22 protein-coding genes are annotated in these 25,920 nt (G+C 49.4%); 9 read left to right on the top strand and 13 right to left on the bottom strand.

The window, feature by feature from the left end; translation table 11 throughout:
• Positions 1–43: 43 nt before the first annotated feature.
• From FPE01S_RS03375 to FPE01S_RS03355, 5 genes are all read right to left on the bottom strand, one after another.
• Positions 44–3,184, bottom strand: a complete 3,141-nt coding sequence (locus tag FPE01S_RS03375) for an efflux RND transporter permease subunit (protein ID WP_046367470.1) — start codon at positions 3,182–3,184, stop codon at positions 44–46.
• Positions 3,185–3,186: 2 nt separating this feature from the next.
• Positions 3,187–4,290 (bottom strand): efflux RND transporter periplasmic adaptor subunit, encoded by a 1,104-nt coding sequence (locus FPE01S_RS03370; RefSeq protein ID WP_046367469.1) that lies wholly within the window; start codon positions 4,288–4,290, stop codon positions 3,187–3,189.
• Positions 4,291–4,306: 16 nt separating this feature from the next.
• Entirely contained in the window at positions 4,307–5,581 is a 1,275-nt protein-coding gene (locus FPE01S_RS03365) for a TolC family protein (protein WP_169749125.1), read from the bottom strand.
• Positions 5,582–5,671: 90 nt separating this feature from the next.
• The gene (locus FPE01S_RS03360) at positions 5,672–6,367 is read right to left on the bottom strand and encodes a response regulator transcription factor (RefSeq protein WP_046367467.1); all 696 of its coding nucleotides are present in this window, start codon (positions 6,365–6,367) and stop codon (positions 5,672–5,674) included.
• The gene (locus FPE01S_RS03355) at positions 6,364–7,638 is read right to left on the bottom strand and encodes a sensor histidine kinase (protein WP_046367466.1); all 1,275 of its coding nucleotides are present in this window, start codon (positions 7,636–7,638) and stop codon (positions 6,364–6,366) included. The genes FPE01S_RS03360 and FPE01S_RS03355 overlap by 4 nt, the downstream gene beginning before the upstream one ends.
• A 187-nt stretch (positions 7,639–7,825) precedes the next feature.
• Between FPE01S_RS03355 and FPE01S_RS25800 the strand changes: the two genes are divergently transcribed.
• On the top strand, positions 7,826–7,996 hold the full coding sequence (locus FPE01S_RS25800) for a hypothetical protein (protein ID WP_157473878.1): 171 nt from the start codon (positions 7,826–7,828) through the stop codon (positions 7,994–7,996).
• Positions 7,997–8,037: 41 nt separating this feature from the next.
• Here FPE01S_RS25800 and FPE01S_RS03350 read toward each other — a convergent pair whose 3' ends face one another.
• Positions 8,038–8,955, bottom strand: a complete 918-nt coding sequence (locus tag FPE01S_RS03350; RefSeq protein ID WP_072053948.1) for an AraC family transcriptional regulator — start codon at positions 8,953–8,955, stop codon at positions 8,038–8,040.
• A 130-nt stretch (positions 8,956–9,085) separates the two neighbouring features.
• On the opposite strand from FPE01S_RS03350, the gene FPE01S_RS03345 reads away from it, so the two are divergent.
• From FPE01S_RS03345 to FPE01S_RS03335, 3 genes are all read left to right on the top strand, one after another.
• Entirely contained in the window at positions 9,086–10,561 is a 1,476-nt protein-coding gene (locus FPE01S_RS03345; RefSeq protein ID WP_046367465.1) for a xylulokinase, read from the top strand.
• Between the two features lie 32 nt (positions 10,562–10,593).
• Positions 10,594–11,913 (top strand): xylose isomerase, encoded by a 1,320-nt coding sequence (gene xylA / locus FPE01S_RS03340; RefSeq protein WP_046367464.1) that lies wholly within the window; start codon positions 10,594–10,596, stop codon positions 11,911–11,913.
• Positions 11,914–11,981: 68 nt separating this feature from the next.
• Complete coding sequence (locus tag FPE01S_RS03335; protein ID WP_052955478.1) at positions 11,982–12,356, top strand: DUF4890 domain-containing protein; 375 nt, start codon at positions 11,982–11,984, stop codon at positions 12,354–12,356.
• A 1-nt stretch (position 12,357) separates the two neighbouring features.
• Here the strand turns inward: FPE01S_RS03335 and FPE01S_RS03330 are convergent, their stop codons facing one another.
• The 3 genes from FPE01S_RS03330 to FPE01S_RS03320 form a co-directional block, all read right to left on the bottom strand.
• Entirely contained in the window at positions 12,358–12,825 is a 468-nt protein-coding gene (locus tag FPE01S_RS03330) for a DUF983 domain-containing protein (RefSeq protein WP_046367463.1), read from the bottom strand.
• A 56-nt stretch (positions 12,826–12,881) separates the two neighbouring features.
• Positions 12,882–14,183 carry a UDP-N-acetylmuramoyl-tripeptide--D-alanyl-D-alanine ligase gene (locus FPE01S_RS03325; RefSeq protein ID WP_046367462.1) on the bottom strand — a complete coding sequence of 434 codons (1,302 nt, stop codon included), beginning with the start codon at positions 14,181–14,183 and terminating at the stop codon, positions 12,882–12,884.
• A gap of 83 nt (positions 14,184–14,266) precedes the next feature.
• Positions 14,267–15,835, bottom strand: a complete 1,569-nt coding sequence (locus tag FPE01S_RS03320; protein ID WP_245623933.1) for an SUMF1/EgtB/PvdO family nonheme iron enzyme — start codon at positions 15,833–15,835, stop codon at positions 14,267–14,269.
• Positions 15,836–16,349: 514 nt separating this feature from the next.
• On the opposite strand from FPE01S_RS03320, the gene porV reads away from it, so the two are divergent.
• The 5 genes from porV (at position 16,350) to FPE01S_RS03295 (ending at position 20,754) form a co-directional block, all read left to right on the top strand.
• Positions 16,350–17,528: a type IX secretion system outer membrane channel protein PorV gene (gene porV / locus FPE01S_RS03315; protein ID WP_046367461.1), complete on the top strand. Its 1,179-nt coding sequence runs from the start codon at positions 16,350–16,352 to the stop codon at positions 17,526–17,528.
• A gap of 68 nt (positions 17,529–17,596) precedes the next feature.
• Positions 17,597–18,079: a 2-C-methyl-D-erythritol 2,4-cyclodiphosphate synthase gene (ispF, locus tag FPE01S_RS03310; protein ID WP_046367460.1), complete on the top strand. Its 483-nt coding sequence runs from the start codon at positions 17,597–17,599 to the stop codon at positions 18,077–18,079.
• 32 nt (positions 18,080–18,111) lie between these two features.
• Positions 18,112–18,552 carry a dUTP diphosphatase gene (gene dut / locus FPE01S_RS03305; RefSeq protein ID WP_174446976.1) on the top strand — a complete coding sequence of 147 codons (441 nt, stop codon included), beginning with the start codon at positions 18,112–18,114 and terminating at the stop codon, positions 18,550–18,552.
• A 3-nt stretch (positions 18,553–18,555) separates the two neighbouring features.
• Complete coding sequence (gene lolB1 / locus FPE01S_RS03300) at positions 18,556–19,374, top strand: lipoprotein insertase outer membrane protein LolB1 (protein ID WP_052955477.1); 819 nt, start codon at positions 18,556–18,558, stop codon at positions 19,372–19,374.
• A 48-nt stretch (positions 19,375–19,422) separates the two neighbouring features.
• On the top strand, positions 19,423–20,754 hold the full coding sequence (locus FPE01S_RS03295) for a murein hydrolase activator EnvC family protein (RefSeq protein WP_157473877.1): 1,332 nt from the start codon (positions 19,423–19,425) through the stop codon (positions 20,752–20,754).
• Here the strand turns inward: FPE01S_RS03295 and pncB are convergent.
• From pncB to bshA, 4 genes are read right to left on the bottom strand one after another with little or no spacing between them, the layout of a single operon-like run.
• On the bottom strand, positions 20,746–21,912 hold the full coding sequence (gene pncB, locus FPE01S_RS03290) for a nicotinate phosphoribosyltransferase (RefSeq protein WP_245623932.1): 1,167 nt from the start codon (positions 21,910–21,912) through the stop codon (positions 20,746–20,748). The two genes, FPE01S_RS03295 and pncB, sit on opposite strands and share 9 nt — an antisense overlap.
• A complete protein-coding gene (locus FPE01S_RS03285) occupies positions 21,912–23,303 on the bottom strand; it encodes a M16 family metallopeptidase (RefSeq protein WP_046367458.1) in 1,392 nt (463 codons plus the stop codon). The genes pncB and FPE01S_RS03285 overlap by 1 nt, the downstream gene beginning before the upstream one ends.
• Position 23,304: 1 nt before the next feature.
• Positions 23,305–24,666, bottom strand: a complete 1,362-nt coding sequence (locus FPE01S_RS03280) for a M16 family metallopeptidase (RefSeq protein WP_052955476.1) — start codon at positions 24,664–24,666, stop codon at positions 23,305–23,307.
• 60 nt (positions 24,667–24,726) lie between these two features.
• Entirely contained in the window at positions 24,727–25,890 is a 1,164-nt protein-coding gene (gene bshA, locus FPE01S_RS03275) for an N-acetyl-alpha-D-glucosaminyl L-malate synthase BshA (RefSeq protein ID WP_046367457.1), read from the bottom strand.
• Between the last annotated feature and the right edge of the window lie 30 nt (positions 25,891–25,920).

Below are 25,920 nucleotides of genomic sequence, written 5' to 3'. Positions count from 1 at the left end.
GAAACGGGACCCGTTCGGTCATGCGGGCATAAACGCCCTGCAATCACCGATGCGAAATTTGAACGGGGTTATTGTGCTTGCGGTAATGGATGTATTTGTAGACCAATGCGTATAATACGGGCAGGATCAGCAGGGTAAGTATAGTCGCTGTTACCAGTCCCCCGATGACCACAATTGCCAGTGGCTTTTGTGTTTCACTGCCGATACCGGTAGAAACCGCTGCAGGCATCAGGCCGATCATAGCCATCAAAGCTGTCATGATCACTGGTCGGACACGTGACTGAACGCCATAACTGACCGCAGTGTCCAGTGGCATGCCGGCATCAAGATTCTTTCTGAAGACAGAAATCAGGATAACACCATTCTGGATACAGACGCCAAACAACGCGATAAAGCCGATGCCTGCAGAAATGCTGAAGTTGACTCCCGTTATATGCAGGGCGAGGATTCCACCAATCAGCGCAAACGGTACATTGCAAATGGTAAGCACGGCATCCTTTACATTGCCGAACGTAACGAACAGGATCACGAAGATAACCAGCAGGCAGATGGGTACTACGCGAGCAAGTGTTTTTCCTGCTCGCTGCTGGTTCTCAAATTCACCGTTCCAGGTTGTTTTGTACCCGTCAGGAAGATGGACAGCATTGCTTACCTTTCGTTGCGCTTCAGCAATCGTGCTACCAAGGTCACGCTCCCGCACAGAGAATTTTACTGCGATATAACGCGTATTGTTGTCGCGGTAGATAAACGCAGGCCCCGTTAATGTCTGGATACCGGCGATCTCCTTCAGCGGAATTTTTCCGCCGTCATTGGTGGGTACCATCAGTTGCTCGATCGCTTCCTGCGTGTCCCTGAAGTCTTTCTGGTAGCGTACGCGGATATCAAATTTTCTTTCTCCCTCATAGAGCTGGGTGGCTGCCTTGCCACCAATAGCCATTTCTATCACTGCATTGGCATCTGCGGTACTGATGCCATACATCGCCATTTTCTGCTGGTCCAGTTCGATGCGGAATTCGGGCTGGCCAAGATTTTTCAGGATACCGAGATCCTCAATTCCCCTTACAGTTTTCAACTGACCGGCAACGGCATTGGCCAGGCTGTCGAGTGTATTGAAATCCGGACCAAAGATCTTTACCGCCAGTGCAGCATTCACACCTGCAACTGCCTCCTCCACGTTATCGCGGATTGGTTGGGAATAATTCAGCACGATGCCCGGCAGTTTCCGCAACTGCGCATCCATTTCATCAATGAGCTGCTCCTGGGTGATTTTTCGTTGCCATTGCTTTTTCGGATACAGATCCACCTGGATCTGCACATTGAAGAAACCCTTGGGGTCAGTGCCGTCATTTGTACGTCCGATCTGCGACAAGGTCTTTTCCACTTCAGGAAAATGGCCAAGGATCGAGATCATTTTGTCGCTGACGATCTTCGCCTCCGAAAGTGAAACGCTCATCGGTAATTCCGCCTCTACCCATAAAGCGCCTTCATTGAGTTCAGGAAGGAATTCCGTTCCCAGGAACTTTGCAGAGAAAAAGCAGATACCCATGATCACGAGCGCCACGAGCACACTTTTTTTCTGATTGCCATATACCACGCGGAACAGCTTCATTACCGACTTCTCGAAAAAATTCACAACCGGGTTGTGTTTTTCCCGCACGTTTTTGCGCAGCAGGATACTGGAAAGTGCCGGTACGAGTGTCAGGGTGAAAATGAGCGCGCCGAGCAAGGCGAATCCAAGTGTATAGGCAAGGGGGGAAAACATCTTTCCTTCCACTTTCTGAAAGGCGAAAATGGGAATAAGGCAGGTGAGTATAATGACCTTACTGAAGAAGATTGCTTTCCCCATTTCGGTTCCTGTTGCCTTGAACAACCCGAGCTTGGCCAGCTTGTTGAACTTTTCCATCCCGACTTCTTTCGCTTTGTGATCAAGTGCCACGTACAGGCCTTCCACCATTACGACGGCACCGTCGATGATAATGCCGAAATCTACAGCGCCCATGCTGAGCAGGTTAGCGGTCATGCCCTTGATGCGCATGCAGATAAAAGCGAACAGCAACGAGAGTGGGATGATGATGCTGACGGTTACGGTAGTTCGCCAGTCGGCCATAAATACCAGCACGATCAGTGTAACCAGCACAATGCCTTCGATCAGGTTGTGGATCACGGTTTCCTGGGCATAATCCATCAGTTCAGTACGGTCATAAAATGTGTCGATTTTTACTCCTTTTGGGAGTATTCCCGAGTTGAGTTCTTCGATCTTGCTTTCCACTCTCTTTAATACCTCACCGGGGTTTTCACCTTTCCTCATCACCACAATGCCTTCGATCACATCATCTTCGCGATTGCCGCCCTTATCCCTGGTCACCCAGCCCAGCCTGGGTTTGCCGGATTCCACCACATCTGCCACATTCTTCACGAGCAGTGGAACGCCACTGTTTTTGGTGATCAGGATATTTTCGATATCGGCAATGCTGTTCAGCAGCCCAATGCCCCTGACCACATAGGCCTGGCCGTTGCGTTCGATCACATCACCGCCTACATTCACATTGCTTTTGGAAATGGCATTGTATACATCAAGCGAACTGAGATTGTATTTGGTAAGCAGGGCAGGGTTCACGCTTACCTCGTAGGTCTTTTCTTCTCCCCCGAAACTGTTTACATCGGCCACGCCGGGAACGGATTTGAACTGCCTGTCGAGTACCCAGTTCTGGATGGTGGTGAGGTCGCGGACAGAGTGCGTTTTGCTTTTCAGGGTATACCGGAAGATCTCTCCGGTTGGCCCGTAGGGCGGCTGTACATCCGGCTTTACGCCATCGGGGAGGTCGGCACCACCGATCCTGCTCTGCACCTGCTGCCTTGCGAAAGCATCATCCACATCGTCGTCAAAAATGATCCGGATATAACAAAGTCCGAAAGCGGAGGTTGTCCGGAGATTGGATTTTTTCTGAACGGAGTTGAGGACGGTTTCCAGTGGTATCGTAACGAATTTTTCAACTTCTTCTGCACTGCGGCCCGGCCATTGGGCAATGATCACGATCTGTGTGTTGGTCACATCGGGAAAAGTTTCAATCGGCGTTTCTTTATAGGCCCAGATACCGAGGGCAGCCAGCACGGCGGTCATAAAGAATACGAAATACCGGTGCCGCAGGGAAAAATGGATGATATTTTTGATAATCTTTTTCATGGCTAATCTTCTATCAGGGCACGGTAAAGAAGGATCTGGTTACGGGAGATAATCTTTTCCCCGGACCTGATGCCTTTGTTGATGTAGGTGACGTTGTCGAGGGTCTTCAGGATATCGACCTGGCGGAGTTCAAGATGGCAGTTGTCATGGTAGATGATCAGAAATGATTTCCCGTTGTCATTTACGATGGCCGCTGCGGGAACTGCAACGCTCTGTGTTTTTTCCTGATTTTGCACGAGGATGCTTGCAAACATTTCCGGCTTGAGCAGGAGGCTGTCATTTTGCAGGGTGATACGAACGCGCATCACTTTCGTTTGCGGGTCGAGGATCTGGTTTTCCTTGTCAACCTTTCCTTTAAAGATCCTGCCCGGGTAGGCAAGTGTAGTAACGCTGGCTTCATAGCCTTCCTGCACCTTAGCCACATCATTCTCATAAACATTGGCCCAGATCCACACGTCACCAATATCTCCGACAGTAAACAGGTTCTGGCTGTTGTCATTCCGGATAAAACTTCCCGCCTCTGCATTCTTTTCCACTACATAGCCATTAATAGGAGATTTGATCAGGTACTGACCACCGGCATTGGTCTGGCCACTGCCGTTGATGTTGATCTGATCGCGGATCTTGCTGGCATTCGAAACAGCCTTGTTGTAGGTTTCTTTTGCCTCCAGGAATTCACGTTCGCTGGAAATACCGTTATGGTATAATGCTTCCTGGTTGTCCAGTTGTTTTTTGGCGATGGCAATGTCGTTGCTCGCAGCACTCAGGTCGCTATAATTACCGGCAACATCTGCGCTTTTGATAATGGCGAGCGTTTGCCCTTTGGACACTCTGTCGCCCAACGATACCAGTACTTTCTGCACCTGACCACTGCTGAAGGGAAATACCTTTACCACTTTGTTGTCGTCAAAGCTTACTTCACCACTTAGTTTTACCTCGGTATTGACCTGGCTGCTGAACGCGGTATCAATGCGGATGATCCTCGCGAGGGAATCGCTCACGCAGACCTGGGATTTGTCTGGTGCGGTTTCTGTTCCTGCCTTTGACTGGCAGGAAACTGTGAGGATGATCAGGCATCCTGCAAGAAGGTGTATTATATTTTTCATAACGTCCCTTGAATAGTTATTGTATGGGAAGGATATTGTCGTTGGTGACGAAATTCAGTTCGTCAGCTGCTTTCATGAGATTGATCTGTTGTTCCGTCAGTTTGATGCGGGTCTCTTTGTAGGCATCGAGAAAATCGGTGAAATCAAGCAGGTTGATTTGCCGGGCCTGGTAGGATTTCAGCATATTCTGGAACAGTGTATCATATTGTGCTGTAAAAGCCGCCTGGTCTTTGTTGTTTACCGTTTGCATGAACCGGAATTTATCCATGGTGGCCTTGACCTCGTTGCTGATGCGGTCATTTTCCTGCAGCAGTTGTGTCTGACTGACCTGTATATTGCTTTGCGCTGCCCTGATATTGCCCTGGTTGCGATTAAACAGGTTGAGCGGAAGCGATACGGTAAGTCCTACATAGTTGGGAACATAACTGTTGCGCTGATCATATTCCGGTCCGACGGTGAGGTCAGGTTTTGCCAGTGCTTTCTGGTAACTGAGGTTATGTACCTGTAGGTCTTTGTTGAGTGCCGCGATCCTTTCATCGGGACGATTGCGGAGGGCATCTGCCACCAGGCTGTCCAGTGCAGGTATGCCTGCATTAATCAGTTGCGAATAGTTGGTGGAGAGTTGGGGCTGAATATAGGAACTGTCCTGCGTCTGCAACAACAACCGGATCTCGGCCTGAACAGGGATAAGTTGAGACCTGATATTGATCAGGTCATTTTGCAGACTGAAGAGGAGCGCTTTCAACCGCATGTTGTCTTTCAGGGAAATATTGCCCAGGTGGTATACCTGGTCCATTCCCTCCACCAGCTTTCCGACTTCTGCGATTTCGTCCTGGAAAAGTTTCGAAATATTGCCCAGGTGTGCTGCTTCGATCATGTCATTGCGGAGGGTGAAACGAAGGCTACGCAATACATCATCAAACTGGGCGGTGGCTATGGCGGTATTGTCGGTTGCGAGTTGCGCCAGCTTACTGCGTTTGCCGGCAGTTTTGATCAGCTGCTGTACCTGTACAAATACCTGTCCGTATTCACTGTTGTGGCGGAAAAATTCGCCGTCGTAAATGTTCTGATCCGTAACAAGTATTGGGTTGTCCCAGAGTTTCGCCTGCTGGATAAGCGCCTTATTGGCGTCGATATTGTATTGCGCGGCGAGTAACTGGAGGTTGTGCTGCAGAAATATTTTTTCAGCTTCGGGAATGCTCAGGCGTAGTGTATCACGTTGGGCCTGGGCAGATGCCGTGTGCAGGAATACAGTCAAACACACAGCAATGGTTAACAACTTTCTTCGCATCGGTGAAACCATTTTGATTTGACCGTACAAAGCTCCTCTCAACCCTGGTTAACTGCAATTAATGTTGGTTAAGTAGAGGTTAACCCAATCTTATTCATCAGGAACAGTAAAGCGAAATCCATGACCATGAATGGTTTCGATCAGCAGTGATTCATCAGCACGGAGGATCTTCCGGATCTTGGTCATGTATACATCCATGCTTCTGCCGAGGAAGAAATCATCTTTACCCCATACCGCAAGCAATACTTCCTCACGTTTGAGGATGCGGTTCGGATGTTCGCAGAGAAAGCGCAGGAGATCAGCTTCTTTTTGTTTGAGATCCACGGTGCCCTCTGGACCGGTGATCTTGCGTTCAGTATAGGAGAAATTGAGTTTACCAATCCGGAAAGCAACAACTGATTCGTAGGAGAATTTGCGGGTACGGCGGAGGAACACTTCGAGTTTCAAAAGGAGTTCCTTCATGCTGAAAGGTTTGGTGATATAGTCGTCGGCACCAGTGTTGTAACCCTTGATTTTGTCTTCTTCCAGGTTCCTGGTACTGATAAACAGTATCGGCAGTACATCCGTCTGCTGGCGGATCTTTCTGGCCACCATAAATCCGTCTTTCACAGGCATCATCACGTCCAGCAGTACAATATCATACTTGTTCTTGTCGAAGCTGTCAATCGCCTGCTGCCCGTCAGCACAGGAGGTTACCTGGTAACCTTCTTCTTCCAGTGCTTCCTGCATGAGCTCACGGAGGTAACTGTCGTCTTCAGCCAGCAGGATATTTCCTTTGACACTCATGAATGGTTGGTGTTTACAGGCAAATCTATGCTGAATTCCGTTCCCACGCCGGGTATACTGTTCACATGAATGGAGCCATGATGCAGATCGACCACTTTTTTGGTGAAATACAATCCCAGTCCAAGCCCTTTTACCTGGTGCAGGTTGCCTTTCTGTGCACGGTAGAATTTACGGAAGATCTTTTTCAGGTCGTCCGGTTCTATGCCGATTCCGTTGTCTTTGATGCTGATGTTGAAATGTTGCGGGGTAACGCTTGTCCTGATCTTTACAGTTGGAATGGCGGAGTACTTGATGGCGTTGTTGATGATGTTGAAGATGGCGAGGTACAGGTTGTCAGGATCAGCCCTGATGGTAAGATCATTTTCTTCCAGGTCAAGTTCAACGCTGCCTTTCTTTTCCACCAGCAGCGGTTCCAGTTGCTGCACGGCCTGCCGCAGGATTTCATTGGGAACTATTGCAGTTTTTTTCAGGGTGAAATTGTAGTTCTCGGAAACAACGGTATTGATCAGGTTCTGGATATGGGTTTTGAGATAGTCTGTCTGACGCCGTATTGTTGTTGCGTACTTGTTGATCTTTTCGGCGGAAGCCTGTACACCGGGTTTGTTCAGGGCGTCGGTCGACAGGTCAATCACCGTAAGCGGTGTGCTGAATTCGTGGGTGACGTTATTGATAAAATCCTTTTGGACTTCATTCAGAAATTTCTGGCGGAAAAGGTAGTAGATCGCCATCGCCAGGCCGATCAGCAGGAAGAGCAGAAAGGCGCTGGTATAAATCCAGGTATTCATCTGTGTGATGATATACTGGCTGCGGTGTGGAAAGTAGAGATGAACATAAGAAAAGTTGCGTACGGGAAGTGCACGGCTGCCGGGTGGCGATTTTCCCGACGAGGTACCTGAATTCAGGTAGGCTTCATAGGCGATCTTGTTTTCCGGGGCATTGAATACTGTAAGATGACAGTCGGTATAAACATCGAAATCGTTGAATTCTGAGTTCAGGTAATATACCAGCGTGTCTTTAGGTGGAATATTGCTGATGCGGAAAAGGAACTCATTGGGTTCCGGATGTTCGATATCGTTTCCCAGGTGACTGGCAGGGATGTCCAGCAGTTCAATGTCTTCATGAAGCCCGCGTATGCATTTTACCACTGCGGTATTGAATTCATTTTTTTCGTAGGAATAAGTTTGTTGCATCCAGTGCACCTGGGTGCCGATGATGGCTGCCATAGTGATTGCGAGCAGCACGATGAGTAACCTTGTAGTGGAGGAACGCATGATTTAAATATCGTGCAATTTCCGGTTATAATCCCGGGTGATCTGCCTGTAAGGCGGTCGATAACAACCCGTTAACTGAGGTTAATCCGTCGTTAAGGGCAGCTGGAAATTTGTTCTGAAGATGAACCGGGGATAACCTTTGTGTATGAATCAATAATCAATCATTCATCATTCAAAATTTGCAGTCATGAAAAAGTTCTTAGTTGCCGCCGCCCTGTTGCTTGCCATTACAGGAATAGGATTTGCCCAGACACCGGCACAGAAACCCGCAGATAAACCTGCTACGCACAAGTCGCACAAACATCACGCGGAGAAGAAAGAAAAGACTGAAAAGAAAGAGCCGAAGCAAGGCAATTAATCCTGAAGGAGCCGTTCTGAAAAGAGCGGCTTTTTTTTGCCTTATACCCTGGTGTATCGCTTCATGCCGGCAGCTTGCCAGTTATCCGCCGGCTGTGGTGGAGCTGCCAGTTCACGGCTGTCGGAGAATTTGTTCCGGTATTCCCGCGGTTGCATTTTTTTAAGTTTGAGGAATTGTTTGTTGAAGTTGGCAAGGGTATTGAAACCGGATTCAAAAGCAATTTCCGTGATAGGCTTGGTGGTATCAACCAATTGCTGGCAAGCCTTGCCGATGCGCACTTCATTGAGGAATTCCACATAGGTTTTTTTGGTACGCTTCCGGAAATAGTGGCAAAAGGCGGGTATGCTCATGCCGGCATGAGCAGCGATGGCGTCGAGACTGATCCCCTGCGCATAATGCCCGATGGTATAGTGAAAAATGCTGTCAAGCCTTTCCTGTTCCTTATGCGAAACGCCGGTCATCGTTTTGGATGAAAGACTTTTGTGATCATAACGGGAAAGGAAATCGAGGCAATCCCAAAGGCCAATGATCCGTTGAAAGCCATTGATCTGTTCCAGCCGCTGCAACTTCGGCGTCAGCGCAAGTGCGATTGCGGGATCCACTTTCAGCCCACAGGCCGCATTGTCCAACAGGTTGCGTAGTGCCTTGCCTTCCGGAATTTCCCAGAGATCTTTTCCGCAGCAGTCCGGCAGAAACTGGATTACCAGGGCGGCAGTTACCAGCCCCGGCGTTGCTTTCTGAAAAGTATGCGGCAGGTTTGCGCCAAGAAAAAAGATATCGCCGCTGTTGAAATTGCCTACATGATTCCCAACAAATGCATTTCCTTCACCTTCCAGAAAAAGGATAATTTCCAGCTCCGGATGCTGGTGCCAGGGAACTTCAAAATGAGGCGTCCTGAAAGTTTTCGCTACAAAGCTCTGATCTTCCTCGAGCGGCAATTTCTCCAGAAGCGGTTTCATGCTACAACTATATTAAGATTTCGGGAGCGGATTCGGCCATAACTTTAGCAATATAGTTTTAAAATTCGAGAATAAAGTGGCATAAGTTCCCCCGGGGTCAGTTTACCTTAGCGGTTCAACGCACTGCCATATGCTTTTGCTGGGAATTGATATAGGTACTTCTTCGGTTAAGGTTTCCATAGTTGATGGCGATACGCAGCGATGCATCGCCGCTTCGCAGTATCCGGATACGGAAGCGCCTATAGAAAGCGCTCATCCCGGGTGGGCGGAGCAGGCACCTGCTGACTGGTGGGACCGATGGGTACAGGCTTTTCGCAGGGCTGTTGCCAAAGGCGGATTTCAACCGGCAGATATCGGGGCAATCGGCATCGCCTACCAGATGCACGGACTGGTCATTACAGACAGGGAAGGTGCTGTATTGCGTCCTTCAATCATCTGGTGCGACAGCCGGGCAGTGGCGATAGGGGAGCAGGCGAATGAAGCGCTGGGCCCCGGTTTCTGTCTTGAACACTACCTCAACGCTCCTGGAAATTTTACCGCGTCCAAGCTCGCCTGGGTAAAACAACATGAACGGGAAATATTTGACCGTACGGCGCATGTCATGCTGCCCGGTGATTATATAGCATTTCGTCTTACAGGTCAATTGACGAGCAGTCCTTCTTCTTTGTCGGAAGGTGTATTCTGGGATTTTAAGAAGCATGGTCCTGCCACCGACCTGATGGAATATTATGGATTTGACACTGCATTACTGGCGAAAGTGCAACCGGTATTTTCAGAGCATGGAAGGCTGGATGCGCGTGTTGCTGCCGGGCTGCAATTACGGCCTGGTATACCTGTCAGTTACAAGGCAGGTGACCAGCCGAACAATGCGTTATCCCTGGGCGTCACCGAACCGGGCGAAGTAGCGGCAACGGCGGGAACTTCCGGAGTTATCTATGCCGTGAGCGATGCACTCACCTACGATCCCCAGTCGCGCGTCAATACCTTTGCCCACGTCAATCATTTACCTGAACAAATCCGCACGGGAGTGCTGCTTTGCATTAACGGTACCGGGATTCTGTACGGATGGGCAAGGCAGCAATGGGCTGCCGGCGTGCCGTATAACGACCTGAATGCGATGGCTGCATCGGTAGCGCCCGGCAGCGAAGGAATCAGGGTGTTACCTTTTGGAAACGGCGCAGAGCGGATGCTGGGCAACCGGCTCACCGGTGTGCAGCTTCACCATATCGATCTGAATCATCACCGGCAGGCGCATTTATTCAGGGCCATCCAGGAAGGAATTGCTTTTGCCTTCCGGTATGGGCTCGATATCATGCGCAGCAATAAGGTGGAACCCCTTCAGATCCGCGCGGGCAGATCAAACCTGTTCCAGAGCGAGGTTTTCCTGAAATCATTTGTTGCGGCAACCGGTGTGCCGGTAACCCTGTATCCGGCGGACGGCAGCGTCGGGGCAGCCCTGGGAGCGGGGATTGGTTGTGGGTATTACCCCGGTATCAAAGATGCTTTCATTCACCAGCAGGCAATTCGTACCTGCACGCCTGATGATGCCGGAAATCTTGAAACTCCCTACCAGGAATGGCTGGCTCTTTTGCAGAAACAATTGTAAACAAATTCTAAAATCGTCTAAATATTACCGTTATGTCCAATAGTTCACAGTACTTCAAAGGGATTGAGAAAATCAAATTCGAGGGAATACAGTCTGACAATCCACTTGCTTATCGCTGGTATGACGAGCAGCGGGTAGTGGCCGGCAAAACTTTAAAGGAGCATTTGCGGTTTGCCTGTGCCTACTGGCATTCCTTCTGTGGAAATGGTGGCGATCCATTTGGAGAACCGACACACCTTTTTTCCTGGAATGAGATTGCTGATCCGGTTGATCGTGCCAAAGCGAAAATGGATGCTGCTTTTGAATTCATGAGCAAACTCGGATTGCCCTTTTACTGCTTCCATGATGTTGATGTTGTAGACTATGGAAATGATGTTGCCGAGAATGAGCGGCGGCTACAGGCGCTGACAGCATATGCAAAGCAGCACCAGGATGCATCCGGCATCCAGTTGCTGTGGGGAACGGCAAACTTGTTTTCCCATCGCCGTTACATGAACGGAGCGGCCACCAATCCCGATTTTGCTGTACTGGCGCATGCCGGCGCGCAGGTGAAAGCTGCAATGGATGCCACCATTGCACTGGGCGGACAAAACTATGTTTTTTGGGGAGGCCGTGAAGGTTACATGAGTCTGCTGAATACGAATATGAAGCGGGAACAGGAACACCTGGCCCGTTTCCTCCAGGTATCCCGCGATTATGCCCGCAGCAATGGATTCAAAGGGAAATTCTTTATTGAGCCGAAGCCCTGCGAGCCCACCAAGCACCAGTATGATTATGATTCCGCTACAGTGATCGGTTTCCTGCGCCAGCATGGACTGCTGGAAGATTTCTCTCTCAATATCGAGGTGAACCATGCTACACTCGCGGGTCACACCTTCCAGCATGAACTGCAGGTGGCTGCTGATGCGGGGCTGCTGGGTTCTATCGATGCCAACCGCGGCGATTATCAGAATGGTTGGGATACCGATCAGTTTCCGAATAATATCAACGAACTGACGGAGGCGATGCTGATCATTCTTGAAGCAGGTGGTTTCAAAGGCGGCGGGATAAACTTTGATGCGAAGATCAGAAGGAATTCTACCGATCCGCAGGACCTGTTCCATGCGCATATCGGTGGTATGGATACTTTTGCACGGGCACTGATCGCTGCTGATGCCATCCTGCAACAATCTGATTACAAAACTATCCGCAGTAACCGTTATGCCTCTTTTGACAACGGTAACGGTAAAGCATTTGAGGCCGGTACATTAAAACTGGAAGACCTGCGCAATATTGCAGCAGCAGCGGGTGAGCCCGCTGTTGCCAGTGGACGCCAGGAGTACCTGGAAAACCTGGTAAACCGGTTTATATAACCGTAAAATGATGTCTGGCGGCAGGGGTGCCGGTGTAAAGGCGTAAATTCCTGTAAATGTTCAGGAGTATGAAAAGGTCAACACTGATAATGCTGGTGCTGATGAATTGCCTATTCGCACCGTCATTCCTGCTTGCCCAGGACAAACAAAAAGCGACACCTGAGGAGCGGGCGGCTTCGCTTACCGACTGGATGAAATCAAAACTGCAGCTTACGGCAGAGCAGGAGCCGAAGGTGAAAGAGATCAACCTGAAATATGCGCAGAACAATGAAGCGCTTAAAACAGCTCCGGGGAGCAAAAGGGAAAAGATGAAGACCCTGAAAGCCGACGAAGCCTCACGCGACAGCGAACTGAAAGCCATTCTAACGCCTGAACAATACAAGATCTATCAGGACAGCAAAGCTGAATTGAAGCAGAAAATAAAGGAGAAGCGTAAAGGCTGACCTACCAGTTGTTCATCTGTTCCGGCACAATGCGTTCCAGGGATTCCTTGCTGATCGGTTTATTGCGCCAGTCGGGTTCATACTTTACAAACCAGCTGAGCCATACAGATCTTGACACCCGCATAAATATTGGCTGAAGGGCAATCATCGCGATCGCATTGAAAATGCCCCAGTACAGTACACGGTGATCGCCATCTTTCAATGAAAACCCGATCAACACCCACCACGCGATAAAAGTGGCTACAGAAAAAGCCACCGTCAGTGCATAGCTGACATATGCTGTTCCATAAAAAAAGCCTGGCTCCAGTTCGGTTGGCTGACCACAAACCGGACATTCCTTGTTCATCGTCAGGATCTTTCCGAATTGGTAGGGGTTGGAGGATTCAAAAATTTTGCCTTCCCGGCAACGGGGACAGTAATTGCCGATTGTCGCCGACAGGTAACTGCGTTCATGCTTTGCTTCTGCCATCGTCTACGGATTTTCGCAAAGTTACCGCATTCCCTTCGTATGCACGATGAAGTATCCTATTCAGCCAGTACTTTCTCCATACGCATGCTGCGGCTGCCTTTCACCAGCAAAAATGAATTGCTCAGCTGCTGGGTTTTGAGCCAGTCACGAGCTGCTTCGCTGTCGGATAACTGCAGAAACGGATGCCCGATACGGCCGAAATCGCCACCAACGAGCACTACTGCTTTCCAGGGATAGCCTGCGATCAGCGATACGATATTTTCGTGTTCCCTGAGGCTTTCTTCCCCCAATTCGGCCATTGCGCCCAGCAGCAAAACCTTGTTGTTGCCGGGCAGGTGCGCAAAGTTTTCGATGGCGGCGCGCATGCTGCTTGGATTGGCATTGTATGCGTCAAGAATCACCTGGTTGTTTTGCCAGTGCACCAATTGGGAACGGCTGTTTTCGGGTTTATAGCCCGCAATTGCAGCAACGATATCAATACCGGGAACGCCAAAGAATTTGCCTACGGCAACTGCAGCCAGAACATTCGGGAGATTGTAGGCGCCAACCAGTTGTGTCCGTATACTGTGTACGGATGTTATCCCCCTGGCTGCTACTTCAAGAAACGGTTCGCTTTGTATCACATGTCCAGAAACAGAAAAATCCAGGCTGGTGGCAGCTTCAGCTGTTTCTGATCCGTAGAGCACCGTCTCGGTGCCGGAAGCCATTACCGGAAGCCAGGGATCGTCGCCAAAAACAAATGTGGTGCCGCCATGGGAGCGGAGGTAGGCAAATAGTTCGCCCTTTCCTTTTCTTACCCCTTCCACGCCGCCAAAACCTTCCAGGTGGGCTTTGCCAAGATTGGTGATCAAACCGTGTGTGGGTTCGGTATACAGGCAATAGCTTTCAATCTCGTGCTGGTGATTGGCACCCATCTCGATCACCGCCATTTCTGTGCCGGCAGGTATTTTCAACAAGGTCAGTGGAATGCCGATATGGTTGTTCAGATTGCCTTCAGTAGTGGAGGTCCTGAATTTTCGCGACAGTACTGTATGGATAAGTTCTTTGGTAGTGGTTTTGCCATTGCTGCCCGTGATTGCCAGGAAAGGAATATTGAACTGGCGACGGTGATGAAGGGCCAGCGCCTGGAGCGTTTCGAGCACATTGCTGACCACAATAGTACGGTTGCCGGTATGGTATTCGGGTTCATCAATAATGGCAAAAGCAGCACCCGTTTCCAGCGCTGCGTTGGCAAAACTGTTGCCGTTGAACTGGTCGCCTTTAAGGGCAAAGAACAGGTCGCCCTGCTTCAGTTTGCGGGTATCCGTCTGAATGGAAGGATGAGCAAGGTAAATCTCGTAAAGTGCTTCAATGGTCATGCAACAAATATATTGAACCGGTTACTGTAAAACCAAAGAGCCGCTCTTTTGGAACGGCTCTTTGAAGGCTATCTGACACCCGGTTATTTCTTACGGGTATTTTGTCTTCTTTGCTTGTAGTTGATACCGGTTTTGCGGCCGTTACCTTCAGGGCTGCCGGTGCGGTCCATTGCGCAACGGAAACCTACAGTGCTGGAGGATTGATCTTCTTCCAGGAAGCGGCGGGTGCCGGGGCTCAGCCAATAGGCGCGGTCGTTCCAGCTACCACCTTTGATTACACGGCTCTTGTCGCTGATCAGGGTAGTTTTGCCATAACCATAACTTACACCCTGCAGCAGTGAGTCACCGTCAAGGTAGTTGATCACATCAGCTTTCTGATAGTTCCTGCGGCTGCGGCTTTCGTCGTCGGTCATCAAACGGTATTTGATACGGCCAAGGCTGTCACGCTCCGGTTTACCGGTAGTCTGGTCAACAGTATTGTATTTGTTACCACGGTAAGGGGAAACATCATCAAAGTCGTTGAGAGAAAGCGGACGATAAACATCAGCAGTCCATTCGTTGACGTTACCGCTCATATTATACAGGCCGAAACCATTGGGGTAGAAAGATTGAACCGGTGCAGTATATACGGCACGGTCATTCAGACCACCGGCAACACCCATGTTATCACCTGAACCTCTTTTGAAGTTGGCCAGGAAGGTACCTTGCCAGCTACCACGGCGGGTGTCACGGAGACCATTAACATTGGATGACCAGGAATAAACCTGCTTGTTGGCAACCAGCTCCTCACCACGATTGCCTTCTTTCTTGGAGGGCTGTGGGTTCTGGTGAACATAGCCAAGGGCTGCATATTCCCATTCAGCTTCTGTCGGAAGGCGATAATTCGGCAACAGGATACCATCTTCGAAAGTCACATTGGTGCGGGGCGTACCGTTCGGATTCTTCAGCGTATTGCTTTTGGAACGGGCGGCTTTACCAGGAGTAGCCTGGAATTCACCGGTGAGGTATGATTTTGTTTCGAAATGTTCTTCTGCGATACCGGAAACATTTTTGATAGACTTGTCATTGATGAAGCCACGTTTAACGAGTTCGAGTTCGTTTACGCGGTCGGAACGCCAGAGACAGAAGTCATTTGCCTGTTTCCAGGTTACACCTACGACGGGGTAATAGTTATAGGAAGGATGGCGGAAGTAATATTCAACCAGCGGCTCGTTGTAGGCGAGCTCACTGCGCCAGCACAGTGTATCGGGAAGCGCCCCGTTACGAACTGCCTGGTGCTCATCACCGTCAAAAACGGTGTTGATCCAGTACAGGTATTCACGATAATGGACGTTCGCCACTTCGGATTTGTCGATATAGAAAGAGTTGACTGTAACGCGGCGGGGAGCGTTGTTCCAGTCACCCATTACGTCTTCTTCAGTAGCACCCATGGTAAAGGTACCGCCCTGAACAAATACGAGGCCCGGACCAGTCCTCTGTTCTTTTTCTTTGGAAACCTGGTAACCACCCTGGTTTTTGTCATTGTAATTCCAACCGGTCACGTCGGATTTCTGGGTTTTTTTGCCGAACAGCTTCCCATTCTTACAGGAAGCGACCATTGCGGCGCAGGATACAAGGATTGTTAGGTTTTTCCAGTTCATTTTGATAGCCATTTACGCTGGTTTAAGACAATTATAACGGGCGTATTTTCCTATTATTGTGCAAGTTGATAATGCCGACTGCGAATATAATGAGATTAGACAATCAATAGGCTTGCCAAAATCTTAAATGCTGCAAGGATTAACTAATCCAACACATACCGGAAATAATAAGGCGCGGCTTTTGCAGGCCGTATTGAAGCCGATTGCAGGATCATTTCTACCTTCGCGCGGGCAATCCCGGTACAATAATTGGAAAGGGATACCGTTCCTATTGGGACAATATCGCGCGGGCGAAACGGGCAAATTTTGCCGCAACAGCAAAATGTTGACTGTCAGCCTGCTAGGTTCGAACTTATAGGTAGGAAAACAAATTTTTGATTATTTTAGCCGCTTATAGAGAAAATTATACCCATTTTTTATTGAAACGACCAGGCAACCCTGAACTGTTCAAAGGGTATTTTCTCTTTGTTGACGGGCAAAACCCGGGCGTTTCATGTGAACCATTATATAAGAAAGACAACATCACATGAAACAACAGTCCCTTAAACTGGCTGCGCTGGCTTTGGTAGCTGCATTTTCGGCCACTGAAGCATTTTCACAGTCAACTACGGAACCGATCAATGTAGTTACGACAGCCGTTCCTTTCCTCAGGATATCTCCGGATGCCCGTGCCGGCGGTATGGGTGAAGTCGGAATTGCCACCCCTACTGACGTAAACTCCCCTTACTGGAACCTTGCCAAGACACCATTTAATGAAAGCAAATTTGCGATCGGACTGACCTATACGCCCTGGCTGAAGCGCCTTGGTCTGAATGACGTCTACCTCGCATCGCTGAGCAGCTATTATAAACTTGATGATAATCAGGCGATTACTACCAGTATGCGGTATTTTAACCTGGGAAACATCCAGTTTACCGACAACAGCGGTAACGATTTTGGCTCTTACCGCCCCCGGGAGTTCGGTATCGACCTGGGATATTCCCGTAAACTTTCTGAAAAGATCGGCCTGGGTGTGGCTTTGCGCTATATCTATTCCAATCTTGCCGGTGGCCAGAACGTAAACGGAACTACCTATAAGGCCGGCAGCACTGTTGCCGGTGACCTCAGCTTCTACTATAATGGGGCTAATGAAGTGGGCGAAGGATTTGCAGCAGGTGCAACCCTCACCAACCTCGGTGGAAAAATCGGGTACACTTCCGATGCTACCCAGAAAGACTTTATCCCTGCCAACCTCGGGCTGGGTGCAGCATATACCAAAGTTTTTGACGAAAGCAGCAAGCTGACCTTCGGACTTGATTTCAATAAATTGATGGTGCCCACTCCGCCAGCAGTTGGTGACTCGGCCGGCCTGGTGGAATACCGCAGCAAATCTGTAGTGAATTCCTGGTTCTCCTCATTTTCTGATGCACCGGGTGGTTTCAGCGAAGAGCTCCGCGAATGGACTATCTCCGCAGGTATGGAATACTGGTACCAGAACCAGTTTGCCCTCAGGGCCGGTTATTTTTATGAGGACAAGACTAAGGGGAACCGGAAGTACTTTACCCTTGGTGCCGGTATCAAATACAATGTGTTCGGCCTGAACTTCAGTTATATTATTCCCAGCGGCAGCGGGGTAAACCAGAACCCATTGTCCAATACCCTCCGTTTCAGCCTCATCTTCGACCTGGGTGGTGCTGAGAATGATGGTGGCGGCACAACAGAATAGTCAGTTCAGTAACCTTATATTGAAAGCGTTCCGTTTCTTTGCGGAACGCTTTTTTATTTTTATCAATTATGTACAGGATAGGATTTGGCATTGATTTCCACCAGTTGGTGGAAGGCAGAAAACTGGTTATCGGCGGCGTCACCATTCCGCATCACAAAGGTGCACTCGGGCATAGTGATGCGGATGTACTGCTGCACGCGATCTGCGACGCCCTCCTGGGTGCGCTGGCCCTTGGCGATATTGGCATTCATTTCCCGAATACCGACGAACAGTTTAAAGATATCGACAGCAGGATCCTGCTGGAAAAGTCTTACGAACTCATCAAACAGAAAGGTTACCTGGTGGTAAATGTTGATTCTTCTCTTTGCCTGGAAGCGCCGAAGATTAAAAAACACGGTAATGAGATGCGGGCCGTCATTGCTTCGATCCTGGAAATCAGCCAGGATGATGTTTCCGTTAAAGCCACCACTACAGAAAAAATGGGTTTTGTGGGGCGGGAAGAAGGCCTTGTCGCCTATGCCACCGTGTTGCTGGTGCGGCAGGGAGTCTGATTTTACCTAACGAAAACCCTATTTTTGCGCCCATGCCAATTGCTGTTAAGATTATCAATCATTCCGACCATCCGCTGCCTGCATATGCTACGGCCCTGTCTGCAGGAATGGATTTGCGTGCCCAGCTTAGCGCCCCGATCGTATTGAAATCGCTTGAACGAACCCTTGTGCCCACCGGACTTTTCATTGAACTGCCGGCCGGATATGAGGCCCAGATCCGTCCCAGGAGCGGCCTTGCAGTGAAACAGGGAATCACCTGCCTCAACACGCCGGGCACGATTGATGCAGATTACAGAGGAGAGATAAAAGTAATCCTGATCAACCTCTCTGCTGAAGAGCAGACCATTGCCAATGGTGACCGGATCGCCCAGATGGTGGTTCAGTCGGTGGAACAGGTTACCTGGGAACCTGCAGAAAGCCTTAGCGTTACGGAAAGAAATGCAGGTGGATTTGGCCATACCGGAAAATCTTAAAGCATGAGATCAATTACAGGCGTCGCTGCCGCCCTGACCTTATTATGTTTGGTGAGCTGCCGCGCAACCAAAAAGATCAGTACTGCCCTTCCCAAAAAAGACTCGGCCCAAACGGTAATGCTTGATCCGCATGCGGATAGTGTCAGGGTGATCAACCAGGTGTTTGAAGGGCTGGAGAAAAACCGGATCAGTTACGAGACATTCTCGGGGAAAATAAAAGTGGATTACTGGGACAAGGATGGCAAGGGTCCCGATCTGACCGTATTCATCCGGATGAAACGGGACAGCATCATCTGGCTTTCTGTGAATGCAACTGTCTTCAGTTATGAAGCATTCCGGATCCTTATTACGCCGGATAGTGTGAAGGTGATCAACAAAAAGGATAAGGTTGTTCAGTTCCGGAGCGTCAAATACCTTGAGGAAATGGCCAGGTTGCCTTTTGATTTCAAGAATTTCCAGGATGTGCTGGTGGGCAACCCCATCTTTGTTGATTCCAACAATATTATCTCCTACCGCCGGAATGCAGATGCCGTCAGCATCCTGAGCATCGGCGAACTCTTTAAAAACCTACTCACACTCAGCAATGACAACTTCCTGCTGCAACATATCAAACTCGATGATGTGGATGTAAACAGGAACAGGACCTGCGACCTCAGCTACGGCAATTACAATGGTGCATCCGGAAAATCATTCGCTACTTACCGGAAGATCAGTCTGGCTGAAAAAACCAAACTGGACGTTCAGATGGAGTTCAAGCAATATAGCTTTAACGAAAGTTTAAACTACCCTTTCTCTGTTCCGAAAAATTATACGGTGCAATAAGCGTTTGGGAAGTTATATTTGAAAGATTCCATCAACAACTCCATTGGCATGATGCAAAAAGGGCTCTTCATACTTTTTTTCCTGTTGCTGGGCGGTGGCCTTATGGTACAGGCGCAAAGCAGTGCTGAACTGAAAAAGAAGCAGGCTGACATCCAGCGCGAGATCGATGACCTCCGGGAACAGATCGAGAAAACGAAGAAGTACAAGAAGAAGAGCCTTGCCGAGGTTAACCTGGTGAACAAGAAGATCAGGTTAAGGGAATCCCAGATCAGAAATATCAACGCGCAGGTCAACCTGATCCAGAGCAATATCAATCAAAGCTGGCGCGATATCCTGAAACTGCGCAGTGAGCTGGATACATTGAAACAGCAGTATCAGCTCAGCGTGGTGTATGCGTACAAGAACCGGAGTAACTACGATTTTCTGAATTTCATCTTTTCTGCAGGAACCTTCAATGACGCGCTGAAGCGTATGAGTTATCTGAAGTCTTATCGTGCCTATCGGGAACAACAGGCAGAAAATTACCGTAATACACAGGACCAGCTTCAGAAGACGCTGGCGGGCCTCCGGATCAATAAGGCGCAGAAAGATGATGCCCTGCAGGAACAGAACAAGCAGTTCAAAGTGCTGGAGGAAGAGAAAAAGGAAAAGGATGCTGTCGTGAAAGAGATCAAAGGGCAGGAAAAAGAACTGACCAATGACCTGAATGCTAAAAGGAAACAGGATGCCAAGCTGAAAACAGCCATCCGGTCAGCTATCAATCGTGAAATTGAAATTGCCAGGAAGGAAGAAGCAGCCCGGAAAGCAAAGGAGGAAGCGGCAAGAAAAGCTGCAGCAGCTGCTGAAGCGAAGAATAATAAAGAAGAGCCTGCCTCTAAACCGGCAACTGCAACCTCCAAACCGGCCGACAAACCTGCAAAGGAAAGCAAACCGCTGAGTCCCCTGATTTCCTCTGAAGAAGTCAAAGTGCTGTCAGATAATTTTGAAAAGAATAAAAACAACCTTCCCTGGCCTGTAAATTCCGGGCGGATAGCAATGGCCTTCGGTCCGCAAAAAGTTGAAGGGCTGGGTAATATTACATTTGACAATCCTGGTATTACCATTGAGGCTGACGCAGGAAGTTCGATCAAAGCGGTTTTTGAAGGTGTGGTATCATCAGTGATGAATATTGGCTCGACCCAGGCGGTCATTCTCAAACATGGCAAATACTTCACCACCTACAGCAACTTGTCTTCAGTGACTGTCAATCGCGGTCAACAGGTTAAAATGGGCCAGGTGCTCGGGAAGCTTGAGGAAAAAGATAGTGGCCGCGGTGAACTCGATTTTGTGATCACCAACGACAAGAGTGTTAACCTTAATCCGGAAGCCTGGTTAAAGTAATCCAAGAATTTCCTTGGCGAGCAGGATCATTTTCTCCTGGCCGGTATATTTACCCTTCTCATCGGATAATTTAACTACCGGCGTCCAGTCCTCATTTTCGGGGCGGGCTTCAGTAAGTTTCATAACGATATTCATCGGCTCCGGCCCCACATCGTTAGTCAGGTTGGTGCCGATGCCGAACGATATGCCGATCCGTCCCGAGCAATGCCGGGTGATCGCTTCCACTTTATCATAATTCAGTCCGTCAGAAAAGATGATGGTCTTGCTTTCCGGATCTATTCCCAGTGAACGGTAATGAGCGATGGTCTTATCCGCAAACTCCAGCGGATCACCGCTGTCATGCCGCACCCCGTCGAACAGTTTGGCAAACTTCTTATCGAACTGCCGGAAGAACACCTCGGTGGTGTAGGTATCGCTGAGGGCAATACCAAGGTCTCCCCGGTACACATCTACCCAATGCTCCAGTGCCATGCGGTTGGCCATCTTAAAGCCGTAGCGGGCCGCATGAAACATAAACCACTCGTGGGCATGGGTGCCGATGGGGCGTGCCCCAAATGCCTGTGCAAAATGAAGGTTACTGGTGCCGACAAAGCTGGGCCCCCTGCTGGCAACCAGGGCTTCCATCACCAGCCGGTGCACGGCATAGGAATGCCGGCGGCGCGTGCCGAATTCTGCAACGGTCACGCCCAGCCGGTTATACTTTTCCATTTTCTCTGCCACCACGTTCTTCACCGCTTCGTCTGATATGCGGGTTTCGCCGGACAATTGATAATAGATCTCGGAGACCAGCGACAATAGGGGAACTTCCCAAAGAATCGTGCGGTACCAGGCGCCTTCTACCCGGATCTCCACAGCACCCCCTTCCTGGCTGATCACCACTTCATCCGGATCATACCGGTAACCCTGGAGGAAATCAAGATAACCGGGATCAAGGTACGGGCAGGTGTGCCGCAGAAACTGTTTTTCGTCAGGCGTCAACGCCAGGTGCCGCATGTCCTGAACTGCTTTACTGAGAGCGACCGCAAAACCATCAGGGAATATATGCTTCCCACGATTGATGAATGCATAACGCGCATGGGCATACGGGAACAACTTCACCACTGCATATTGCATGGTGAACTTATAAAAGTCATTGTCCAGCAGCGAATGCAGCAGCACTAGAATCCTTTTTTGGCAGCGTTCCGGCTTTCCCGGATTGCCGGCAGTTGTGCGTCGATCTGTTTTCTGTCGCCTACCATCACCAGGGTCATGACCGGATAGTTCAGGTATTTTTTTGCCATTGCCTGTACATCCGTGGGGGTAACCGAATAGATGTCTTTGATCCGGTTGGTCAGGTAAGTCATCTTCAGGCCATTCTGATCCATGAACTGCAACTGGTTAATAATGCCCTCCGCGCTCGAATTGGTGATCACAAAACTTCCGGCTTCATAGTTCTGAATGCCTTTCAGCTCATCAGCGGGAACCGGTATGGCTTGTACCTTATCCATTTCTTTTTTGATTTCCAGCAATGAAGCTGCTGTATTTTCACTGGTCACATCAGCCTTCTCATACCAGACACCGATCTTTTGGCGGTTCAGGATAGTGCTGAACGGTGAGTAGGTATAACCCTTGTCCTCCCGGATATTCGTAGTGATCCTGGAACCAAAGGAGCCACCCAGCAACGAGTTGGTCACTTCAAGTTTTGTGTAGTCTGCATGCGTGGGATCAATCACCGGGCCGCCCAGCATCACTACTGTTTGCGGTGCATCCGGCCTTTCCACGATTGCCAATGAATCCGTTTTTTTGGCTACGGCAGCAGGGTAGGATACTGCTGGTCCCTTTGCCCACTGTTTAAAATTGTCACCAATGGCTTTTTCCACTGCCTTGTCATCAAATTTACCGGCTACATAGATCGCCGTACGTTCTGCCCCGAATTGCGATGCATAAAACTGTTTCGCTTTGGCAGCACTAAAGCCATCGACCATTGCTTCGGTTGGCAACTGGCTCGCGTAAGGATGGTCTCCAAATACCAGTGAAAGGAATTTTTCATTTGCCTGGGCACTGGGTTGCACCTTGCGGAGGTTAAGTTCTCTTTTCAGATCGTTTTTCAGCCTGTCAGTAGCGTCATCCCTAAACGCGGGATGCTGCAACAGGTCAGCGATCAGGGCGATGTAATCAGGTGCAAATTCACTTAGTACGGAGCCTCCGATCGTAATGGTTTCCATACCCACGGCGATGGTCACACGGCCACCCATGGCTGCGGCTTTCTTTGAGATTGTTTCAAGGTTGTACCGGGTGCTGCCTTCTTCCATCAGCTTGCCGGTAAAGCGGGCCAGCCAGCGTGCATCCTGCGGCTCATGCACCATCCCGGTTTTTACCACGATCTCAATATACACTTTCGGGATGCTGCCATAGGGCACTACACTAGCCTTCAGACCATTGTCAAGCTGCCATTTTTTAACAGCGGGAAGATTGAAGTCCTTCGGTTTGCCGGGAGCGGGAAGTTTGGTTTGCGCAACGGCTGAAAAGACCAGACCTGTTGCCAGACTAAATATCAGGAGCGGTTTCATGTTATTGTTTTTTAGCAGCAGGCAGGTTTAGTAAAATGGTTCTGTTCCCGGGTTTCAGGTAGGTGCTGATCGTCTTGCGGATGAGATCCGGCGTTACCTGATCAAATTCCTTCTCGAGTTCGTTCACCCGGTTCGGGTTGTTGTCAAAAAGAGCAAAACAGGCCAACAGGTCGGCGAGGCCGGTACCGTCACCTATCGTTTCATAGAACTCGGATCGCAGCTTCACTTTCGCAAGTTTCAGGGTCTCGGGGTTGATGTCGCGGGCGATATCGCCAATTGCGAGGTCCACCTGCGCTACAATGGAATCAGGATTCACCGCTGCGTCATAGATGAGATCCATCATCCAGAGCATCGGTCCATTGTAGTTATACATATTGCCGAGATAATTGATGCCGCCGTTCACATTTGCGGTAAATCCTTTCTGTTGCACGAGGCGCTGGTACAAACGGCTGTCTTTTCCTTCTACCAGCAACTGGCTGATCAGCCCCATCGCGAAGTATTCCGGAGTATTGCGATCCGGCATTTTGTAGGCAATGGCAATAGCCGGCTTGTTGATCAGTGCATCCTCTTTGGTAAATCTTTTTTCCTTTTCCTGTGGTTTTTCCTTCAGATCGGGAATAGCCGGTACGGTTGCTGAAGGAAGCGGACCAAAATACTGGCTGATCCATTTTCTGGCGCTGGCTTTATCGAAGTCGCCCACCACAACCAGTACAGCGTTGTTCGGTGCATAAAAGGTTTTGAAGAAGCTTTCAACATCTTCCAGTTTTGCTGAGTCGAGGTCTTTCAGGTCTCCATAAAAATTGTGCGCATTATACCAGTTTTCATTGGCGTACTGCGGCATATCCAGCCAGGGAAATCCGCCATAAGGCCGGTTCAGCACATTTACTTTCACTTCGTTCTTCACCACGCCCTGCTGGTTGGTAAGGGAGGCCTGGTTAAGGTCAAGTGCCTTCATTCGGTCAGATTCTGCCCAGAGGATCGGTTCCAGCATATGGGCGGGCATCACTTCATAATAATTTGTAAAATCAAACCTGGTGGAGCCATTGTTATAGCCACCATTCTTTTCCGTTAGTTTGTCGAATTCACCTTTTTTGAAATTCTTCGAGCCCTGGAACATCATGTGCTCAAACAGGTGCGCGAAACCTGTTCGGTTTTTTGGTTCAATACGGAAACCGATATTATAATATACTGCCACAGTGACGATCGGTGCGTGACTGTCAGGCGACAAAACGACCTTCAATCCGTTTGGCAATTGATAATAATCGACAGGAAGGGAAACCTGTTGCTGTGCAAAACTGCCGGTATGCACCAGCAGCATGGCAAGCACCGGCAGGAAGTACCGGCATATGCGCGTGTTATTCATCAGAAAAAGCTTAATTGACTGATGAAGATAACCAGAAAACAGTGTACCCTGCGGGGCTTTTTAAGAGAGGCTGCTTACCGCGGATGAGTGGTCTGCAGGCACTGTCAGGAAGCGGTTATACAAGGCTTCATAGACCGGAACGATATGATGAATATCAAAGCGGTCACTCTGAGCCATCGCGTTTTCCTTAAAGGTATCCAGCATGGCTTTATTGCTAAGCAGATCAATGGCATGACGGCTCATGTCGGGCACGTCACCCACATTGCTGAGAAAACCGGTTTGACCGTGTATATTGATCTCGGGCAGACCGCCGGCATTGGTGCTGATCACCGGTACGCCTGCGGCCATCGCTTCCAGCGCTGCAAGACCAAAGCTTTCATATTCCGACGTAAGGAGGAACAGGTCAGAAATGGCCAGGATCTCTTCCATCTGTTCCTGTTTACCTACAAACCTGATATCTTCAAAAATACCCAGTTCCTTGCTCAGGTCTTCCGCTGCCGGCCGTTCCGGCCCGTCGCCAACCAGTAACAGTTTGGAGGGCACCTGTTTTACCACCTGCGCAAATATGCGAACAACGTCTTCGATCCGCTTGATCTTCCGGAAGTTGGATGCATGCAGCAGGATCCGTTCGCCATGGGGGGCGATCACTCTCCTGAATGCATCAATTCCCTTCCTGCGGAACCGCGATACGTCCACGAAGTTGTGAATCACTTCAATTTCCTTTTCTATCTGGAAAGACCTGTAGGTTTCATCCCGCAGGTTACTCGACACCGCCGTGATCGCATCACTTTCGTTGATTGAAAATGTGACCACCGGGGCATACGTCTTATCGCGGCCTACGAGGGTGATATCTGTTCCGTGAAGTGTAGTGATCACCGGAATTTTTTTGCCGGTGGTTTTGTATACGATTTGTTTTGCCATAAACGCTGCCGAGGCATGGGGAATGGCATAATGCACATGCAGCAGATCAAGATGATTATTGAGAATTACGTCCACCATGGTGCTTGCCAGGGCGGTTTCGTAGGGCGGGTAATCGAAAAGGGGATAGGTAGGCACCCTTACTTCATGATAGAAGATATTTGCATGAAATTCGTTTAGGCGTACCGGTTGCTGATAAGTGATGAAATGAACCTGGTGATCTTTATCTGCGAGTGCTTTTCCCAACTCGGTTGCCAGAACGCCACTGCCGCCAAAGGTAGGATAGCATACAATTCCGATTCGCATATGGAAATTATTGTTGTTGAAGGTAAAGGA

It is taken from the genome of Flavihumibacter petaseus NBRC 106054 (assembly GCF_000974785.1).
Lineage (GTDB): Bacteria > Bacteroidota > Bacteroidia > Chitinophagales > Chitinophagaceae > Flavihumibacter > Flavihumibacter petaseus.
This window is presented reverse-complemented; position numbering and strand designations above follow the sequence as displayed.

What these genes read in the sequence shown, in the direction of transcription:
- FPE01S_RS03375 (WP_046367470.1), bottom strand. Translation starts at nt 3,184, where the DNA reads ATGAAAAAGATTATCAAAAATATCATCCATTTTTCCCTGCGGCACCGG.
- FPE01S_RS03370 (WP_046367469.1), bottom strand. Translation starts at nt 4,290, where the DNA reads ATGAAAAATATAATACACCTTCTTGCAGGATGCCTGATCATCCTCACA.
- FPE01S_RS03365 (WP_169749125.1), bottom strand. Translation starts at nt 5,581, where the DNA reads ATGCGAAGAAAGTTGTTAACCATTGCTGTGTGTTTGACTGTATTCCTG.
- FPE01S_RS03360 (WP_046367467.1), bottom strand. Translation starts at nt 6,367, where the DNA reads ATGAGTGTCAAAGGAAATATCCTGCTGGCTGAAGACGACAGTTACCTC.
- FPE01S_RS03355 (WP_046367466.1), bottom strand. Translation starts at nt 7,638, where the DNA reads ATGCGTTCCTCCACTACAAGGTTACTCATCGTGCTGCTCGCAATCACT.
- FPE01S_RS25800 (WP_157473878.1), top strand. Translation starts at nt 7,826, where the DNA reads ATGAAAAAGTTCTTAGTTGCCGCCGCCCTGTTGCTTGCCATTACAGGA.
- FPE01S_RS03350 (WP_072053948.1), bottom strand. Translation starts at nt 8,955, where the DNA reads ATGAAACCGCTTCTGGAGAAATTGCCGCTCGAGGAAGATCAGAGCTTT.
- FPE01S_RS03345 (WP_046367465.1), top strand. Translation starts at nt 9,086, where the DNA reads ATGCTTTTGCTGGGAATTGATATAGGTACTTCTTCGGTTAAGGTTTCC.
- xylA (WP_046367464.1), top strand. Translation starts at nt 10,594, where the DNA reads ATGTCCAATAGTTCACAGTACTTCAAAGGGATTGAGAAAATCAAATTC.
- FPE01S_RS03335 (WP_052955478.1), top strand. Translation starts at nt 11,982, where the DNA reads ATGAAAAGGTCAACACTGATAATGCTGGTGCTGATGAATTGCCTATTC.
- FPE01S_RS03330 (WP_046367463.1), bottom strand. Translation starts at nt 12,825, where the DNA reads ATGGCAGAAGCAAAGCATGAACGCAGTTACCTGTCGGCGACAATCGGC.
- FPE01S_RS03325 (WP_046367462.1), bottom strand. Translation starts at nt 14,183, where the DNA reads ATGACCATTGAAGCACTTTACGAGATTTACCTTGCTCATCCTTCCATT.
- FPE01S_RS03320 (WP_245623933.1), bottom strand. Translation starts at nt 15,835, where the DNA reads ATGGCTATCAAAATGAACTGGAAAAACCTAACAATCCTTGTATCCTGC.
- porV (WP_046367461.1), top strand. Translation starts at nt 16,350, where the DNA reads ATGAAACAACAGTCCCTTAAACTGGCTGCGCTGGCTTTGGTAGCTGCA.
- ispF (WP_046367460.1), top strand. Translation starts at nt 17,597, where the DNA reads ATGTACAGGATAGGATTTGGCATTGATTTCCACCAGTTGGTGGAAGGC.
- dut (WP_174446976.1), top strand. Translation starts at nt 18,112, where the DNA reads ATGCCAATTGCTGTTAAGATTATCAATCATTCCGACCATCCGCTGCCT.
- lolB1 (WP_052955477.1), top strand. Translation starts at nt 18,556, where the DNA reads ATGAGATCAATTACAGGCGTCGCTGCCGCCCTGACCTTATTATGTTTG.
- FPE01S_RS03295 (WP_157473877.1), top strand. Translation starts at nt 19,423, where the DNA reads ATGATGCAAAAAGGGCTCTTCATACTTTTTTTCCTGTTGCTGGGCGGT.
- FPE01S_RS03285 (WP_046367458.1), bottom strand. Translation starts at nt 23,303, where the DNA reads ATGAAACCGCTCCTGATATTTAGTCTGGCAACAGGTCTGGTCTTTTCA.
- FPE01S_RS03280 (WP_052955476.1), bottom strand. Translation starts at nt 24,666, where the DNA reads ATGAATAACACGCGCATATGCCGGTACTTCCTGCCGGTGCTTGCCATG.
- bshA (WP_046367457.1), bottom strand. Translation starts at nt 25,890, where the DNA reads ATGCGAATCGGAATTGTATGCTATCCTACCTTTGGCGGCAGTGGCGTT.